Genomic DNA, 15461 nt, shown 5'->3' with positions numbered 1-15461 from the left:
GCCCAAAAGCTCTGGAAAATTTCCCTAGCTGACCCGATCTGCCCGGCGCTACGCTTAGGCATGATCACTCTGCCAGAGGCGTACCAAAAGTACCTCTCCGGGTTGTCTGCACACCATGTCGAGGCGCTCCGGCCGGTGTTCCTCGAATCGGTTGCCGATGGAGAACACGGCATCTCGATCCGCGGCATGGGGTCCAAGCATGTGCAGGCGTACGTCGACGACTCCGTGCCGTTCGGCGAAATCCGGGAGGAAGCCCGCCACGCCCACGAGTACTGATACCAAGGGCCAGTCGTGAGTGGGCCGCGGCGGTGGCCGCGTCCCTGTCCCATTCTGCCGTCGTTCAGTGGAACCGGCCGGCGCGGTACGGTAGCAGGAAAGGGCCGTGCCATCTGCGCGGCCGGTGTGCGAGGCGATGGAGAGTGACGGCCGGATGAGCGATGCCGCCCGATCAGAGGATACAACCGGCCAGCCTGCGGAAACCGTGCAAGTTGCGCCCGGGAATTATGTGATCAGGACCCCGGAGTACCTGCTCAACTCCGGGCTGGTCATCGGCGGGAACAAGGCACTGGTGGTGGATACCGGCGCCGGCCCACGCCAAGCCCGGCGGATCTACGCGGCGGTGCGCCGGCTGACCAAGCTGCCGCTCGCCGTCGTCAATACGCATTTCCACTATGACCACGTCTTCGGCAATGACTATTTCGCCGCCCAGGGTGTGCAGGATTTCTACGCGCACCGCAGCTGCGCGCATGACATCGCCGAGAACGGTGCACTGCAACGCGCCGCCGTCGCGGAAACGGAACCGGAAATGGCTGCGGGCGAGGGCGAGTACACCGCCATCAGGATCCCCACCAAGCTGGTGGACACGGAAACCACGGTCGACTTGGGCGGGGTCAGCGTCAAGCTTTTCCACCTGGGGTTGGGCCACACCGACGGCGACCTGCTGGTCGGCTCGCCCAGCACACTGTTCGCCGGCGACCTGGTGGAGCAAGGCGCGCCTCCCGCCTTCGAGGACTCCTATCCGCGCGACTGGGTCGAGACGCTGCGGCGGATCTCCGGCCTGCGCCACGAGTACGACGTGCTGGTGCCCGGCCACGGCCAGACCGTCAGCGACGCCTTCGTGAAGAACATGTGCGAGACCATGGCCCTGGCTGTCCGGATGGGGGAACAGGCCAGCCGTGACACACCAGCGGACGCCACTAAGGCCATCCCGATCCTGCCCTACGGCCCAGTGCAGTCCCGCTCCCTGCTGCAGCGGCTCAAAGCCAGCAGGTGAGCGGTTCGGGCGATTTCAGCCTCCGCCAGATAGCGCTTCCGGCCTTCGGCCCGTCGGTGCTGTACGGCATCGGCATGGGCGCCATCACCCCGGTGATCGCGCTGCGGGCCCACGACCTCGGTGCCAGCTTCGCGGTGGCGGCCCTGGTGACCACCGTCGTCGGATTCGCCTCGCTGCTGACCAACCTGCCGGCGTCGTCCCTCACGGCACGGTTCGGCGAACGAAGCGCGCTGGTGGCGGCAGCCATCTGGGCGATGGCGGCGATGGTGCTCGGGGCCACCGCCACCAGTTTGCCGCTCTTCGCCGCGGCCATCTTCATGGTGGGCATGGCCGGGTCCGTGTTCAACCTGGCCCGGCAGTCCTACCTGACCGCGGCCGTGCCGCACCACCTGCGCGCCCGCGCCATGTCCACCCTCGGAGGGACCCACCGGATCGGCATCTTCGCCGGCCCGTTCCTGGCCGCGGCGGCCATTGCGCTGGGCGGCATCCCCGCGGCGTTTTGGCTCGGTGCCGTGACCATGGTGCTGGCGGCGGCGCTCTCGCTGACCGTGCCCGACTTCGAATCGGCGACGACGGCGGTTCCGGGCGCGCCGCCGGTGACCATCCGCAGCATCTACACGCGTCACTGGCGGACCTTCGCCACGGTTGGCATCGGAGTGATGCTGGTCGGTGCCGTCCGCGCCTCCCGGCAGGCGGTGTTGCCGCTCTGGGCCGAAAACCTGGGCCTGGATGCCTCGGCGGCGTCGCTGATTTACGGTATGTCCGGCGCCGTCGAAATGCTGTTGTTCTACCCGGCCGGCAAGCTCATGGACGTGAAAGGCCGGATCTGGACGGCGGTGCCCTGCATGATCATCATGGCGGCGGGCCTGATCTGGATCCCGTTCACCACCGGCTTCACCGCGCTGCTGCTCGCCGCGCTGCTGATGGGCGTGGGGAACGGAATGGGCTCCGGGATTGTGATGACGCTCGGCGCCGATCATGCTCCGCCAGCAGGACGGCCGCAGTTCCTGGGCCTGTGGCGACTGGTCACCGACACCGGCACCATGGGCGGCCCGGCCCTGCTCAGCGCCGTCACCGCACTCGTGTCGCTCTCCGTGGGGATATGGACGACGGCGGGGCTCGCCGTCCTGGGCGCGGTGGCCTTGGGCTACTGGATTCCGCGGGTGCCGCAGACAACCAAGAATCAGCAACTCAGCTCAAAGTAGCGGCGGTTTAGGTACCTGTCAGTGCCTGCGCGACTGGATGCCGAACAGCCAGGTCAGCAGGGCGCTGAGCAGCATGCCGGTGCCCGTGATCAGGCCCATCCCGGCCCAGAAGAAGAACGGGATGGTTCCGTCGCCGGGCACCGCGGCGGGACCGAGCCGCTGGACCAGCAGATACAGGCCGGCGGCCATGCCGAGCCCCAGCACGGCCAGCAACCAGCACAGCCGCGGCCACCAAACCGAGGCAGCCCAGAAACTTCCGTAGCCTGACCAGACGTTCCAGTCGTTGCCGTGCCGCAGCACTACCGGGCCGGCAGCCAAGACCCAGAAACCGGCCACCAGGAAGGCTGCTACGACATCGGAAGGCCGGTGCCAGCCGTTGATCAGGGTGGCAGCCCCGGCCAGCACGGCGTACAAGCCACCGGCTGCCGCAGCGAACGGACGCCAGCGGGGCGAAACGACCAGGAAGACGGCCAGGGCCGCAGCAGCGGCGATGGTCGTGTGCCCGGACGGCAACGAATTGTGCTCCAATGTTGGCACGCCACGGTCGGGCCGGTCGAGGATGACGTTCTTGAGGATCCACGTGGTGGCCGCCGACGCCGCGACCACACCGACGCCGATCGCAGCGGAGACCCACCGCCGTCGTACTAAGGCCACCACCAGCAGCACGGCGGCTGCCACCGCCACTGAAACATCCGGCAGCAGGTCCAGGAAGTCCAGGAACACGCCCCGGCCCAGCCGCCAGCCGGACTCCGCTTCTGCCCAGGCTGATTCATCCGCGAACTGCCCGGTGGTGGTCCGAACGAAGGCGTAGTAGTTCAGCGCAAACGCGCCCGCGCACAACAGCGCGCCCAGCCAGAAAAGGCCAGGAGCGTGCGCTGCCGGACGGCGGGAGGCGGTCCGGGGGCGGAAGCTGGATCGCTGCGAAGTCATCGATTCTAGGGTGCCACACAATGCTGGCAGCATCCGGGAAGGGGCCGCCAGCCGTACAGTGGACTCGATGATACCGCACCAGCTTCCTGACCTTTCCGGGCGCCACGATCTGCCCGAGCTTGCCGATCTGCTGGCCACAGCACGGGTAGTTTCCCTGCCGATGAAGGTCCGCTTCCGCGGCGTGATGGAGCGTGAAGTGCTGCTGCTGGAAGGCCCGGCGGGATGGGCGGAATTCTCGCCTTTTCCTGAGTACGACGACGCCGAGGCCGCCGCCTGGCTGGCCGCTGCGGTGGAGGCGGGCTGGCAGGGCTTCCCCGCGCCGGTCCGCGACAGCGTTCCGGTCAATGCCACAGTTCCCGCGGTGGCGCCGGACCAGGTGTCCGGGGTGCTGGCCCGCTACGACGGGGCGCAGACGGTGAAGGTCAAGGTTGCCGAGACCGGCCAGGACATCGCCCAGGATGTGGCACGGGTCGCGGCCGTGCGCGCCGCTGCTCCCGACGCCGTGCTGCGGGTGGATGCCAACGGCGGCTGGGACGTTGCGGCGGCCGTTGATGCGCTGACCAGACTGGCCGAGTACTCGCTGGAGTACGCAGAGCAACCGGTGCCGGACATCGCCGGGCTGCGGGCCGTGCGGACTGAGCTGCGCCGGCGCGGTATCGACACGCCCATCGCGGCGGACGAAAGCGTGCGCAAGGCCTCCGACCCGCTGCGGGTGGCCCGCGAAGAGGCAGCGGACCTGATTGTGGTCAAGGTGCAGCCGCTGGGCGGAGTGCGCCGGGCACTGGACATCGTCGCCCAGGCCGGACTCCCCGCCGTCGTCAGCTCTGCCTTGGATTCCTCGGTGGGGATCCGCGCCGGCGTGGCCCTGGCCGCGGCACTGCCGGACCTGCCGTACGCCTGCGGCTTGGCCACGGTGTCCCTGATGGGCGGCGACATCACCGCTCAGTCGCTGGTGCCGGTGGCCGGACGGCTGCCGGTGCGAGAGGTGGTGCCAGATCCGGTGCTGCTGGATCGCTTTGCCGCGCCGGCGGACCGTCGGCAATGGTGGCTGGACCGCCTGACGCGGACCTACCGGCTGCTGGAGGCGTGATCCAGCGGCGCCTTCAACTCCTCGGGCGCCACTCGTCAACTGACAGAGGTCCATCCTTCCTCGTCCGGGTCGATCCTTCCTCGTCCGGGTCGATCCTTCCTCGTCCGGGTCGATCCTTCAGGTGCTCTCTGGGCCCTTTTTCACTGGGAAAACTGTCCGAGCCAGCCGATAGCGTGAATACATGGACAGCGAGGGCATTGAGCTTCAGCTGCCGGTTCCGGGTCAGGGACTGGTGATGGACCTTGGTGTCACGGCGCATCCGGACAGCTCGTTGCTGGAGGCCCTGTTGCAGCAGGTTCTGGCGGATGCCCTGCTGCGGCGCTACGGCTTCTCGCCGGGCGGGGTGGGAGGCTTCTCCACGGGCGTTGAAACCGCCGATAAAGTCGATTCTCTCTCGCCGGTGGACCGGGAGGATCCGTCAATACCGGAGGATGGCGCGGGTGTACCGGATGAGTTGGCTGGCCTGCTCGCCGTAGTGGATCCCAGGGCGTTGGACGATGCGCAGGCGATCGATTATCTAAAGGCTGCAGCGCGGGTGGAAGCTTGGGTGCAGTCCTGCCAGGTACAGGCGCTGAACCGCTTCGCGCTGCTGCGGTCGGGGCAGCGCGGGGATCGAGACCCGGAAGGCTTTTCCAGGTTCGCGCCGCAGGAAATTTCGGCGCACTTATCCACCGGAGACGCCGCAGCGAGGGTCATGCTCGCCGACGCCCGTCACATCTGCTCGAACCTGCCGGGAACGCTCGGCGCCATGAGCCGCGGTGATCTGGATCTGGCGCGGGCGAAAGCCGTGGCCAGGGGCTCCGCCGACCTGCCGGCGGAATGCCTCGAAGACTTCGAAGCCGCCGTGCTGCCAGGCGCCGGGGACATCACTTTGGAATCCGTGAGGTCCCGGGCCCGGAGAACGCGCGACCGCCTGCATCCGGAGGCGTTATCGGAGCGTCACCGGCGGGCGAACGAGTCCCGGGACGTGCAGTTGACCGATCAGGACGACGGCATGGCCGAACTGTGGATCCGTATGAGCGCTGACAAGGCCCATCTTGTCTTCGACCGGGTCCAGTCCACCGCCCGTTCCCTCCAAGGTCCCGGAGAAGAACGGACCCTGCCGCAGTTGCGGGCCGATGTGTTCTCCGATCTCCTGCTGTCCGGAGCGGTCCCGACTGCTGCAGCGGTTGCGCCGACGGACCAGACTGACGGACAGGATCCGGCACTTGCTGCAGGCGCGAGCGTGCTTCCTGAACCGGCACGGAGAAGGTCAGGCAGCGCAGGGCCGGGGATGCTGGTCACGATGCCGCTGACTACGCTGCTTGGGCTGAGCGAGGAGCCTGGAGACCTGGCCGGGCACGGACCGATTCCGCCGGACATGGGCCGGAAGCTCGCCCAGTTGGCGAAATCCTGGTTGCTGGTACTCACCGATGACCACGGCCGAGCCGTCGCCGCGGCCCGGAAGCTACGGACTCCGCCCGAATGGTTGAAACGGCTCGTCCGCATACGGGACCGGCACTGTCGGTTCCCCGGCTGCCGCCGGGCTGCGCCATACTGCGAGATTGATCATGTCATCGCGTGGGACGACGGCGGGTTGACGGTTCTGGAGAACCTGCAATGCCTCTGCGCAGCACATTTTGCGGCGAAGACAGCCGGTGAATCAAGCGCAGTGGCGGGCCCGAACGGTGAGATCACGTGGACCACGCGTACAGGCCACCGCAAGACTACGTCCCCGGATGATGACTGGGACACGCTCCTGCCAGGCACAGTTGGCGCGGCAGGCGAAAGCGAAGCCGGGGACGGGAAGCCCAAACGTACCCGCATCGAACTGCCCGACGATGAGGACATCGACCCCAACGCGCCGCCGCCGTTCTGACACTGGCGTTGTATCGCGCCTCAAGGCTGCTTCCGGGGAAAATCCGTAAGCAAAGGGTGACGCCTTTCGCCCACTGTTGGCCAAAAATTCACCTGCGCTCGATCTGCCGGTCGACTTCCATCGAAACGATAAAGCAGGGAACCGACAGATTGTACGTGGAAGGCGAATACCGTGACCGATACCAAGAAGCGCTACCTGCCCATGCTGGGCCATGTGTCCGGAAAGCGGAGCGCCGTGACCTGCGCGCTCAAGTGCGACAACGCCTGCGCCAAGGGCGTGTGCAACACCTCTGAGAACAACTACTTCCGGGACATCGTCTCGGCCGAGTATTCCCGACGCCGGATGATGGGACTGGGCGGTGCAGGTGCGCTGGCGCTGATGTTCGGCGGGGGAGCAGCCGCCGAGGCACAGGTCGGGCTCTCCCCGGCGGCCAAGGCCGGGAAGCGGCCGGGAAACCGCAGCAAGCTGAAGTTCGACGGCATCAACGCCGTGCCGAACAACGTGGACGACGTCGTCATCCCCAGGGGCTACAACTGGGACCCGGTGATCCGCTGGGGCGACCCGCTGTTCCATGACACCCCGGAGTTCGACCCGGAGAACCAGACGAAGAAGTCCCAGTCGGGCCAGTTCGGCTACAACAACGACTACCTGGACATCATTGAGATTCCGGGCAGCAACGGCAAGCGCGCGGTGCTGTTCGCCAACCACGAATACACCAACGAGGGCATCATGTTCCCGCCGGACATGCCGGTCGAACGCCAGCGCGAGGTGGCGATGGCCGCGCACGGTCTGTCCGTGGTGGAGCTGGAGCGCAAGGGCAAGGGCCAGCCCTGGCGCTACATCCGCGGCGCGCAGCTGAACCGGCGCTTCCTGATGGACACCGAATACGAACTGACCGGCCCGGCAGCCGGCTCGGACCTGCTCAAGACGCAGGCCGACCCCACCGGCCGGCGCGTCCTCGGCACGCTGAACAACTGCGCCGGCGGCACCACGCCCTGGGGCACCATCCTGTCGGGCGAAGAGAACTTCAACCAGTACTTCAAAGTGTCGGCCCCGGCCGCCGAGCAGCGCCGTTACGGGCTCACATCGGCCAACCCGTCGCGGGGCTGGCACATCCCGGAACCCCGCTTCGACACCGACCGCCCCGAAGGAAGGAACGAGGACAACCGGTTCGGCTGGATTGTGGAGGTCGATCCGTTCGATCCCACGTCCACCCCGCGCAAGCACACCGCCCTGGGCCGCTTCAAGCACGAGGGCGCCAACGTGACCATCGCTGCCTCCGGCCACGCGGTGTCCTACTCCGGCGACGATGAGCGCTTCGACTACCTGTACAAGTTCGTCTCCAAGGGTAAATACCGCGAGGGCGACAAGAAGCACAACATGACGCTGCTGACCGAGGGCGACCTGTTTGTGGCCAGCTTCAAGGGCAACTCGCCGCAGAACCAGATCGACGGTTCCGGCGTGCTGCCCTCCGACGGCGCGTTCGACGGAACCGGGCACTGGATTCAGCTGACCCGCGACGGCAAGTCCCTGGTGCCGGGCATGGGCATCGATCAGGTGCTGGTTTACACCCGCCTGGCAGCCGACGCGATGGGCGCCACCAAGATGGACCGCCCGGAGGATGTGGAGATCAACCCGGCCACCGGCAAGATCTACATGGCATGCACCAACAACACCTCCCGCACCCGCGCCCAGGCGGACGAGCCGAACCCGCGGGCGAACAACCGCCACGGCCACATCGTCGAAATGACCGAAACCGGCGATCAGACCTCTACCGAATTCACCTGGAGTCTGATCTTGGTGGCCGGCGATCCCGCCGTGGACCAGTCCGTCTACTTCAGTGGCTACCCGGCGGACCAGGTGCAGCCGATCTCCTGCCCGGACAACCTGGCCTTCGACTCCGCCGGCAACCTGTGGGTCTCCACCGACGGCCAGCCGGGCACCATCCAGCGCAACGATGCCCTCTTCCGCGTCACGCTGGACGGACAGGAACGCGGCAAGGTGGAGCAGTTCATGGCCGTCCCGATCGATGCCGAGACCTGCGGCCCGCTGATTCACGACGACGATGGGCTGGTTTTCGTCGCAGTGCAGCACCCGGGCGAGGACGGCAGCTGGGGCGCCCAGCGCTCGCTGTTCCCGGACTATGTCCAGGAAGGCCGCCGTGCCAAGCGGGGCGACGCCGCACTGCCGCGCCCGGCCGTGATCCAGATGTTCAAGGGCAAGAACGGGCACGTGAAGCGCTAGCCCGGAAGCGCCGGCACGTGAAGCGCTAGCCCGGAAGCGCCAGCCCGGCACAGTTGTCGCGACAGGAGCCAACAGACGGCCATGTCCACCCGGACATGGCCGTCTGCTTACCATGAGGGGGTGACTGCGCAGCTGAGCTCGATGGAAGCCGCCCGACTGGCCGTGGAGGCCTTGGTCTGGGGCGGCGTGCGCGACGTCGTCGTTGCCCCCGGATCGCGGAGCGCTCCGTTGGCGTATGCGCTCGCCGAGGCGGAGACCCGGGGCGAATTGCGGCTGCATGTCCGGATCGACGAGCGCGGGGCGGCCTTCACCGCGCTTGGCCTGTCGCTGGGTTCGGTGCGTCCGGTCCCGGTTGTCACGACGTCCGGGACCGCCGTAGGGGAGCTGCTGCCGGCGGTGATGGAGGCCAACCACGCCGGAGTGGAGCTGCTGGTGATCTCCGCCGACAGGCCGGAGGAAATGCGCGGGACCGGTGCAAACCAAACCACGGTCCAACCTGGCCTCTTCGGTATCCACGTGCGCTCCGCCGTCGACATTCCGGCTGGTGATGACCCTACCGATGCCATCCGCACCAGCCTGCTCCGAGCTAAAGGCATCCCGTTGCCTCCGGCGCTGGACGACCTTCGCGCGATCGCAGCCACGCCTTCGCCAGGCCAGCACACTGCACCGGCCGATCTGGGTCCGCACCAGGGCACGGTGGGGCCGGTGCATATTAATTTGCCGTTCCGGGATCCGCTGTTCCCGGAGGCAGCGGAACCAAGTCCTGGATCCCCGGGCGTCGTGGCGCCGGAGACGGGCGTGGAGGAACCCGGCTGGAGCATCAACTGGCCGGTAAGTCTGGCCGAACCGGCCGTGCACGCCACCGACGAACACCGCACCGTGGTGGTCGCCGGTCATGGTGCCGGAGCCATGGCTGAAGCCTTTGCCCGCGCCCACCGTCTGCCCCTGTTGGCGGAACCCTCCTCCAACGCGCGCTTCGGTCCGAACGCCATTGGGCCCTACCGCATGCTGCTGGGCCACTTCGGAACGCAAGTCGAGCGCGCTGTGGTCTTTGGCCGGCCCACGCTGTCGCGTCCTGTTGCCGCGCTGCTGGCGCGCGAGGACGTGCAAACCGCGTTGTTCCAGCCCGAACCGGTCGCCTGGTACGAGCCGGGGCGCCGGCGCGAACGCGTCATCTCCGAGCCGGAGGACCTGTCTCTTTTCGCTGGTTCGGGTCCGGAGGGCTGGCTGCAGGCATGGCGACGGGCAGCCGGCGCCGCCGATGTTGCCCTGATCCATCTACTGGACGCCGAACCGGGCCTGACCGGGCTGCGGGTGGGACGGTCGGTATGGCTGAATACCCGAGGCCGGCTGGTGCTGGGTTCCTCCAACCCCATCCGCGACGTGGACCTGGCCGGCACACCCATCGATATTCCGGATGCCTTCGTGTACGCCAACCGCGGACTGGCAGGCATCGACGGCACGGTGGCCACGGCGTCGGGCATCGCACTCGGAACGAAAAGCGCAACCAGGGCGCTTATGGGCGACCTGACCTTCCTGCACGACGCCGGATCGCTGCTGCTCGGACCGGGGGAGCCCGAGCCCGACCTGCAGATCGTGGTGCTCAACGATTCCGGCGGCGGGATCTTCTCGACCCTGGAACACGGGAAGGTGGGGGAGCAGACGTCCTACACGTCCGCCGTCGAGCGCCTCTTCGGCACCCCGCACCGGGCGGATCTTGCCTCGCTGGCGGCCGGCTACGGAGTCCAGCATCGGCTGGTCAAGGACGCCGACGAGCTGGACACTGTGCTGTCCGAACCGGTGGCCGGGCGGAGCGTGGTGGAAGTCCGGACCGACCGAAGCAGGCTGCGCAGCCTCCACGCAGAAGTGGCGGCCGCCATTGCGACCGCCACTGCCACGCTATGAAGTTGAGCCATTGGCTTGAGCCCTGGGGCTGAGCCGGGTTAGAGGACCTTCGAGAGGAACGCCTTGGTGCGTTCGTGCTGCGGGTTGCCCAAAACGTCCTCGGGCTTGCCCTGCTCCACCACCACGCCGCCGTCCATGAAGACCACACGGTCGCCGACCTCGCGGGCGAAGCCCATTTCGTGCGTCACCACCATCATGGTCATGCCTTCGTCCGCCAGTTGGCGCATCACAGCCAAAACGTCGCCCACCAGTTCCGGGTCCAGTGCGGACGTGGGCTCGTCGAAGAGCATCATGTCCGGGTTCATGGACAGTGCCCGGGCGATGGCGACGCGCTGCTGCTGGCCGCCGGAGAGCTGGGCAGGATAGGCGTTCTCGCGGTTGGCCAGTCCCACCTTCTCCAAGTTCTTCCGGGCGACGTCCATCGCCTCGTCCTTGCCGCGTCTCTTGGCCCGGCGCTGGGCCAGCGTGAGGTTGCCCAGGACGTTCAGGTGCGGGAACAGGTTGAACTGCTGGAACACCATGCCGATCCGGGTCCGGATCTTGTCCAGGTCCGTCTCCGGGTCGGTGATATCCACGCCTTCCACCAGGATGGTGCCGCTGGTGGGCTCTTCCAGTCGGTTCACACAGCGCAGCAGCGTGGACTTGCCGGAACCGGACGGTCCGATCACGCAGACAACTTCGCCTTGGTTCACGTGGAAGTCGATGCCCTTGAGCACCTCGTTGCTGCCAAAGTTCTTGTAGAGGTCCTTGACCTGGATGGCGGGTGCGTCCTGGCGCAAAGATTGTTCAGTCATGGGTTACCGGCTCCTCTTGTTGCGCTTCTCCAGCCGGGCCACCAGCTGGGTCAGCGGCAAGGTAATGATCAGGTACATGAGGGCAGCGGCAACCAAAGGAGTGGCGTTGGCGAACTGGGACACGCCGTCGCGCGCAAAGGTCGTGAGCTCCCGTTGTTCCAGCGCCATGCCGGCAATGAAGAGCAGCGAGGTGTCCTTGATCAGGATGACCAGCTCGTTGGTCAGCGGCGGGGTGACGATCCGGACCGCCTGCGGCAGCACTACGGAGACCATGGTCCAGCTGGGGTTCATGCCCAGAGAACGCGCAGCTTCACGCTGGCCTGAAGGAACGGCTTCGATGCCGGCGCGGATGGTCTCGGCCATATAGGCGGCCGAGACGACGATCAGGGCGATGAGGCCAGCACCCGCGCTGCCACCCGGCGGACGCCACTGGAAAGCGATCGGGACCGCGAAGGCGAAGCCGAAGATCACCAAAAGAGCAGGCAGGCCACGGAACAGTTCGATATAAGCGGTTGCCACCCACCGGTAGGGAGCCACCGGTGAGAGCTTCATCAGCGCCAGGGCCAGCCCCAGGAGCAGGCCTCCGATGAAGGCGATGACCGTGTAGATGATCGTGTTTTTTGCTGCGGTGGTGATGATCGCCGGGAATTGATCGCGGAAAATCTCCGGGTTCAGGAAGTTCGTCCGAATCGCTTCCCAATCAGCGACCAGGACGACGGCGGCGACGGCGGCAATGAAGATGGCGTAGAGGACCCCGCGGAAAAGTCGGCGGCGGGTCGAAGGTTTCACTGGTGGTGCCTTCCAGCTGTAAGTCGGCGGCCCCCGTTTCCTACACTGCGGCAGGGGAACGGGGGCCGGAGGGGCGTGCTACTCGGTGAAGTACTTGTCGTAGATTTCCTTGTACTTGCCGTCGTCACGCAGCGTCTTGAGGGCATCGTTGACGGCCGAGATCAGCGCCTCGGAACCTTCCTTCTTCGCCGCGAAGCCATAGGCCTCGTCGGTCTTGTACTCCTGCACCACGGTGAACTTGCCGTCCTTGGTGTGGCCGATGTTCACCGGCAGGTCCTGAAGCAGAGCGTCGACCTGGCCGGCCTGGATGGCCTGGTACATTTCGGCATCGGACGGGAAAGCAACAACATCCGCGTTGCTGGGTGCGTTCTTGCGAGTGTAGGACTCGCCGGTGGTGCCCTGCTGGACCCCTACCTTCTTGCCGCCCAAGTCCTCGATGGACTTGATGTCCGAGCCCTTCGGAACCAGCAGCGACTGCAGCGAGTCATAGTAGGGATCGGAGAAGGTGAGGTTCTTCTTGCGGTCCTCGGTGATGGTCATAGCGCTGGCTGCCAGATCGCACTGGCCGGCGGCCAAGGTGACACCGGACTGCAGGGCGTCGAAGCCCACGTCCTTGATAGCCACCTGAAGGCCCATTTCGGACGAGATCTCCTTGACCAAGTCCATGTCGAAGCCGGTGTACTCACCATTCTTTTCGAACTCGAACGGCGGGTAGGGGATGTCGGAGCAGACGGTCAGCGTGCCGGCCTGAACCAAGGGCAGATCGCTGCCCGCGCCGCTGGCGCTGCCGGTGCCGCCGCTGCTGCCAGCGTTGTCCGAACCGCCGCAGGCGGTCAAAGCGAGTGCCGCGACGGCCAGGAGGGAGAGCCCCTGGACCGCCTTGGATGCCTTTTTGCGCATAGTTACTACCTTTGTCTCGTTGGAAATCCGGCTTAAGTGTAACGGGAACACATCCGGCACAAGTGATATGCACCACAGGCTACATTGATTGCCTATTGGGAAACAGTAATTATGCCGGAATGTCGGTGATTAGTTATCGGCGCAAGCCCAGCGCCTCGATCATTGGCCGGAACTTCGCCCAGGTTTCTGCCAGTTCGGCCTGCGGGTCGGAGCCATCCACGACGCCGCATCCGGCATAGAGCCGGACCTGCTGCGGGCTTTCGACAACGGCGCCGCGGAGAGCGATTCCCCATTCACCGTTGCCGGCAGCATCGGTCCAGCCGACCGGGCCGGCGTAGGGCCCGCGGTCCATTTGCTCCAGTTCGCGGATCAGCGCTCCGGCAACCTCGGTAGGAGTGCCGCAGACGGCTGCCGTGGGGTGCACGGCTTCGGCCAGCTCCAACGACGACGGCGGCTGCCCGGCATCCTGTGCCAGCTCGGCCGAGACATCCGAGGCCAGGTGCCACACATTGGGCAGTTCCAGCACGAACGGCTCGCTGTGCGAGGTCATGGCGGTGGTGAACGGTTCCAGCTTGCGGGTGAGCGAGTCGATCGCGATTTGGTGCTCGTGCCGTTGCTTTTCCGAGCCCGCCAGCACCCGCTGGGCGTATTCGGTGTCCGACTCGCCGGAATGGTTCTGCGTCCGTGAGCGGTCCAGGGTTCCGGCCAGCACGCGGGCCCGGGCCACGTTGTTTTCGACCTTGATCAGCATTTCCGGAGTGGAACCGATGAGTCCGTCCACGGAATAGGTCCAGCAGTCCGTGTACCGTGCCGCCAGTTCGCGCAGCACCTGCGCGGTGGCGATGGGGGTGGCCAGGTGCGCCACCACGTCGCGGGCCACCACGAGTTTGCTCAGGTGCCCGGCCTGGATCCGCTTAACACCAGCGGCCACGGCATCCATGTAGGCCTGCTCGGAGACCTGTCCCGGCACCAGCGAGTCGGCCGGATCCGGACTGCGTTCGGCCGAGATCTCTTCCATCCACGCGGCCAGCGCGGCCTCGGCTGTCGCGGCACTGAGGTGGGCATCGCCGTCGTACGTGAGATAGGTGAGCCACGCGCGGTCCCCATCCAGGCCCACCAGCACCTCCGGCACCACCAGCCGGGAGCTGTGGGCCGAGGTGTAGGAGAACGCGAAGGAGCCGAAGGCGACCGCTCCGGTGCCCGGTCCACCTACCTGGTTGTCAATGTCCGCGCCGGCCTGAATGCCGCGCCACCACGCAGCAGCCTGTTGGAAGCGGTCCGGCCCGCTGGCCGTGAATCGCGCAGCCTCGCCGAAGCCGGCCAAACCGCCCTCTCGGCGCACCCAGCAGAGCACGTCGTCTCGCACCAGATACTCCAACAGCCCCTGGGTATCGGGGACCGCGGGCCACTCAACCGTAATGCCGCGCAGCGTGCCCGTGGGCGATTGGTCCGCTGCCTCGGGCGCCGTGCCGACGGCAGCGGCGGCCGGCCGGGTTCCGGGCAGGCCGGATGAGGGGGAGAGCGCGGAGGTCATGGACATTAAGCCTACTCTGCCCCGCGGGGAACGCCGTCCGCGCGGGGGAGCGCCGGCCCTTCACGAACATGGCCGCGCGGGGAATGCCGGCCCTTCGCGAATCCGGCCGCGCCGGGAACGGCGCCCGCGCGCGCCCGGGTTCGCGGCCGGGCGCCGGTCTTTGAGACAATGAAGCGGTGAATCGTGCATCGCTGGAGAAGCGCCCGGATGAAGTAGCTGCCATGTTCGATGACGTGGCGCCGAAATACGACCTGGTCAACGATGTGCTGTCGATGGGGCAGACCCGCCGGTGGCGCCGGATCGTGGTGGATGCGGTGGACGCCGAGCGTGGCCAGAAGGTCCTGGACCTGGCTGCCGGAACCGGCACCTCCAGCGAGCCGTATGCCGACGCCGGCATCCATGTAGTGGCGTGTGATTTCTCGCTGGGCATGCTGCGGGTGGGCAAGCGCCGCCGCCCGGACATCGATTTTGTCGCCGGGGACGCCACCAGCCTGCCCTTCGCGGACAACTCCTTCGACGCGGTGACCATTTCCTTCGGCCTGCGCAACGTCAGCGATCCGAAGTTGGCGCTGCGCGAGATGCTGCGCGTCACCAAGCCCGGCGGCCGGATGGTGATCGCCGAGTTCTCGCAGCCGACCTTCGCGCCGTGGCGGACCGTGTACACCGAGTACCTGATGCGCGCGCTGCCGGCGATCGCGTCCAAGATCTCGTCCAATCCGGACTCCTACGTCTACCTGGCTGAGTCCATCCGCGCCTGGCCGAACCAGGACCAGTTGGCCGAGTGGATAACCGGCGAAGGCTGGCACGACGTGGCTTACCGCAACCTCACCGGAGGCATCGTCGCCGTGCACCGGGCCACGAAGCCCGGCCGCCCGGATGCCGCCAACACCGGGGCGCAGGCTGCGCTGAAGCGCCAGAGCAGCCGGCGCACCCTGTAGC

13 protein-coding genes are annotated in these 15461 nt (G+C 66.9%); 8 read left to right on the top strand and 5 right to left on the bottom strand.

The features are described 5' to 3' along the window. The first annotated feature begins 60 nt into the window (after window positions 1–60). From AC5RWX_RS16830 to AC5RWX_RS16820, 3 genes are all read left to right on the top strand, one after another. Entirely contained in the window at window positions 61–276 is a 216-nt protein-coding gene (locus AC5RWX_RS16830; RefSeq protein ID WP_493939507.1) for a hypothetical protein, read from the top strand. Window positions 277–382: 106 nt separating this feature from the next. Further along, window positions 383–1273, top strand: coding sequence for an MBL fold metallo-hydrolase (locus tag AC5RWX_RS16825; RefSeq protein WP_493939508.1), 891 nt, complete (start codon window positions 383–385; stop codon window positions 1271–1273). Next, window positions 1270–2478: an MFS transporter gene (locus AC5RWX_RS16820; protein WP_493939509.1), complete on the top strand. Its 1209-nt coding sequence runs from the start codon at window positions 1270–1272 to the stop codon at window positions 2476–2478. Before AC5RWX_RS16825 ends, AC5RWX_RS16820 begins: the two co-directional genes overlap by 4 nt. A gap of 18 nt (window positions 2479–2496) precedes the next feature. Here AC5RWX_RS16820 and AC5RWX_RS16815 read toward each other — a convergent pair whose 3' ends face one another. Then, window positions 2497–3408 carry a phosphatase PAP2 family protein gene (locus AC5RWX_RS16815; protein WP_493939510.1) on the bottom strand — a complete coding sequence of 304 codons (912 nt, stop codon included), beginning with the start codon at window positions 3406–3408 and terminating at the stop codon, window positions 2497–2499. A gap of 67 nt (window positions 3409–3475) precedes the next feature. On the opposite strand from AC5RWX_RS16815, the gene AC5RWX_RS16810 reads away from it, so the two are divergent. The 4 genes from AC5RWX_RS16810 to menD all read left to right on the top strand — a co-directional run bounded on the left by AC5RWX_RS16810 (window position 3476) and on the right by menD (window position 10505). Further along, on the top strand, window positions 3476–4498 hold the full coding sequence (locus AC5RWX_RS16810; RefSeq protein WP_493939511.1) for an o-succinylbenzoate synthase: 1023 nt from the start codon (window positions 3476–3478) through the stop codon (window positions 4496–4498). 181 nt (window positions 4499–4679) lie between these two features. After that, the gene (locus tag AC5RWX_RS16805) at window positions 4680–6356 is read left to right on the top strand and encodes an HNH endonuclease signature motif containing protein (RefSeq protein ID WP_493939512.1); all 1677 of its coding nucleotides are present in this window, start codon (window positions 4680–4682) and stop codon (window positions 6354–6356) included. A gap of 171 nt (window positions 6357–6527) precedes the next feature. Then, window positions 6528–8600, top strand: coding sequence for a PhoX family protein (locus tag AC5RWX_RS16800; protein ID WP_494062571.1), 2073 nt, complete (start codon window positions 6528–6530; stop codon window positions 8598–8600). Window positions 8601–8681: 81 nt separating this feature from the next. After that, a complete protein-coding gene (menD, locus tag AC5RWX_RS16795; protein ID WP_493939514.1) occupies window positions 8682–10505 on the top strand; it encodes a 2-succinyl-5-enolpyruvyl-6-hydroxy-3-cyclohexene-1-carboxylate synthase in 1824 nt (607 codons plus the stop codon). Between the two features lie 38 nt (window positions 10506–10543). On the opposite strand, the gene AC5RWX_RS16790 is transcribed toward menD, so the two are convergent. From AC5RWX_RS16790 to AC5RWX_RS16775, 4 genes are all read right to left on the bottom strand, one after another. Further along, window positions 10544–11299: an amino acid ABC transporter ATP-binding protein gene (locus tag AC5RWX_RS16790; RefSeq protein ID WP_493939515.1), complete on the bottom strand. Its 756-nt coding sequence runs from the start codon at window positions 11297–11299 to the stop codon at window positions 10544–10546. A 3-nt stretch (window positions 11300–11302) separates the two neighbouring features. After that, window positions 11303–12088 (bottom strand): amino acid ABC transporter permease, encoded by a 786-nt coding sequence (locus tag AC5RWX_RS16785; RefSeq protein WP_493939516.1) that lies wholly within the window; start codon window positions 12086–12088, stop codon window positions 11303–11305. 78 nt (window positions 12089–12166) lie between these two features. Beyond that, on the bottom strand, window positions 12167–12988 hold the full coding sequence (locus AC5RWX_RS16780) for a basic amino acid ABC transporter substrate-binding protein (RefSeq protein ID WP_493939517.1): 822 nt from the start codon (window positions 12986–12988) through the stop codon (window positions 12167–12169). 133 nt (window positions 12989–13121) lie between these two features. Continuing rightward, on the bottom strand, window positions 13122–14522 hold the full coding sequence (locus AC5RWX_RS16775; protein ID WP_493939580.1) for an isochorismate synthase: 1401 nt from the start codon (window positions 14520–14522) through the stop codon (window positions 13122–13124). Window positions 14523–14698: 176 nt separating this feature from the next. On the opposite strand from AC5RWX_RS16775, the gene AC5RWX_RS16770 reads away from it, so the two are divergent. Continuing rightward, window positions 14699–15460: a demethylmenaquinone methyltransferase gene (locus AC5RWX_RS16770; RefSeq protein ID WP_493939518.1), complete on the top strand. Its 762-nt coding sequence runs from the start codon at window positions 14699–14701 to the stop codon at window positions 15458–15460. Window position 15461 lies beyond the last annotated feature (1 nt).

This window comes from Arthrobacter sp. SPT-J7 (assembly GCF_059089965.1).
The sequence above is the reverse complement of the archived record's forward strand: the minus strand, read 5'-3'. Positions and strand labels throughout refer to the sequence as shown.

Bases quoted from the DNA above. Each gene is read 5' to 3' on its own strand.
- AC5RWX_RS16830 (WP_493939507.1), top strand. From the start codon at position 61: ATGATCACTCTGCCAGAGGCGTACCAAAAGTACCTCTCCGGGTTGTCT.
- AC5RWX_RS16815 (WP_493939510.1), bottom strand. From the start codon at position 3,408: ATGACTTCGCAGCGATCCAGCTTCCGCCCCCGGACCGCCTCCCGCCGT.
- AC5RWX_RS16810 (WP_493939511.1), top strand. From the start codon at position 3,476: ATGATACCGCACCAGCTTCCTGACCTTTCCGGGCGCCACGATCTGCCC.
- AC5RWX_RS16805 (WP_493939512.1), top strand. From the start codon at position 4,680: ATGGACAGCGAGGGCATTGAGCTTCAGCTGCCGGTTCCGGGTCAGGGA.
- menD (WP_493939514.1), top strand. From the start codon at position 8,682: ATGTCCACCCGGACATGGCCGTCTGCTTACCATGAGGGGGTGACTGCG.
- AC5RWX_RS16790 (WP_493939515.1), bottom strand. From the start codon at position 11,299: ATGACTGAACAATCTTTGCGCCAGGACGCACCCGCCATCCAGGTCAAG.
- AC5RWX_RS16780 (WP_493939517.1), bottom strand. From the start codon at position 12,988: ATGCGCAAAAAGGCATCCAAGGCGGTCCAGGGGCTCTCCCTCCTGGCC.
- AC5RWX_RS16775 (WP_493939580.1), bottom strand. From the start codon at position 14,522: ATGACCTCCGCGCTCTCCCCCTCATCCGGCCTGCCCGGAACCCGGCCG.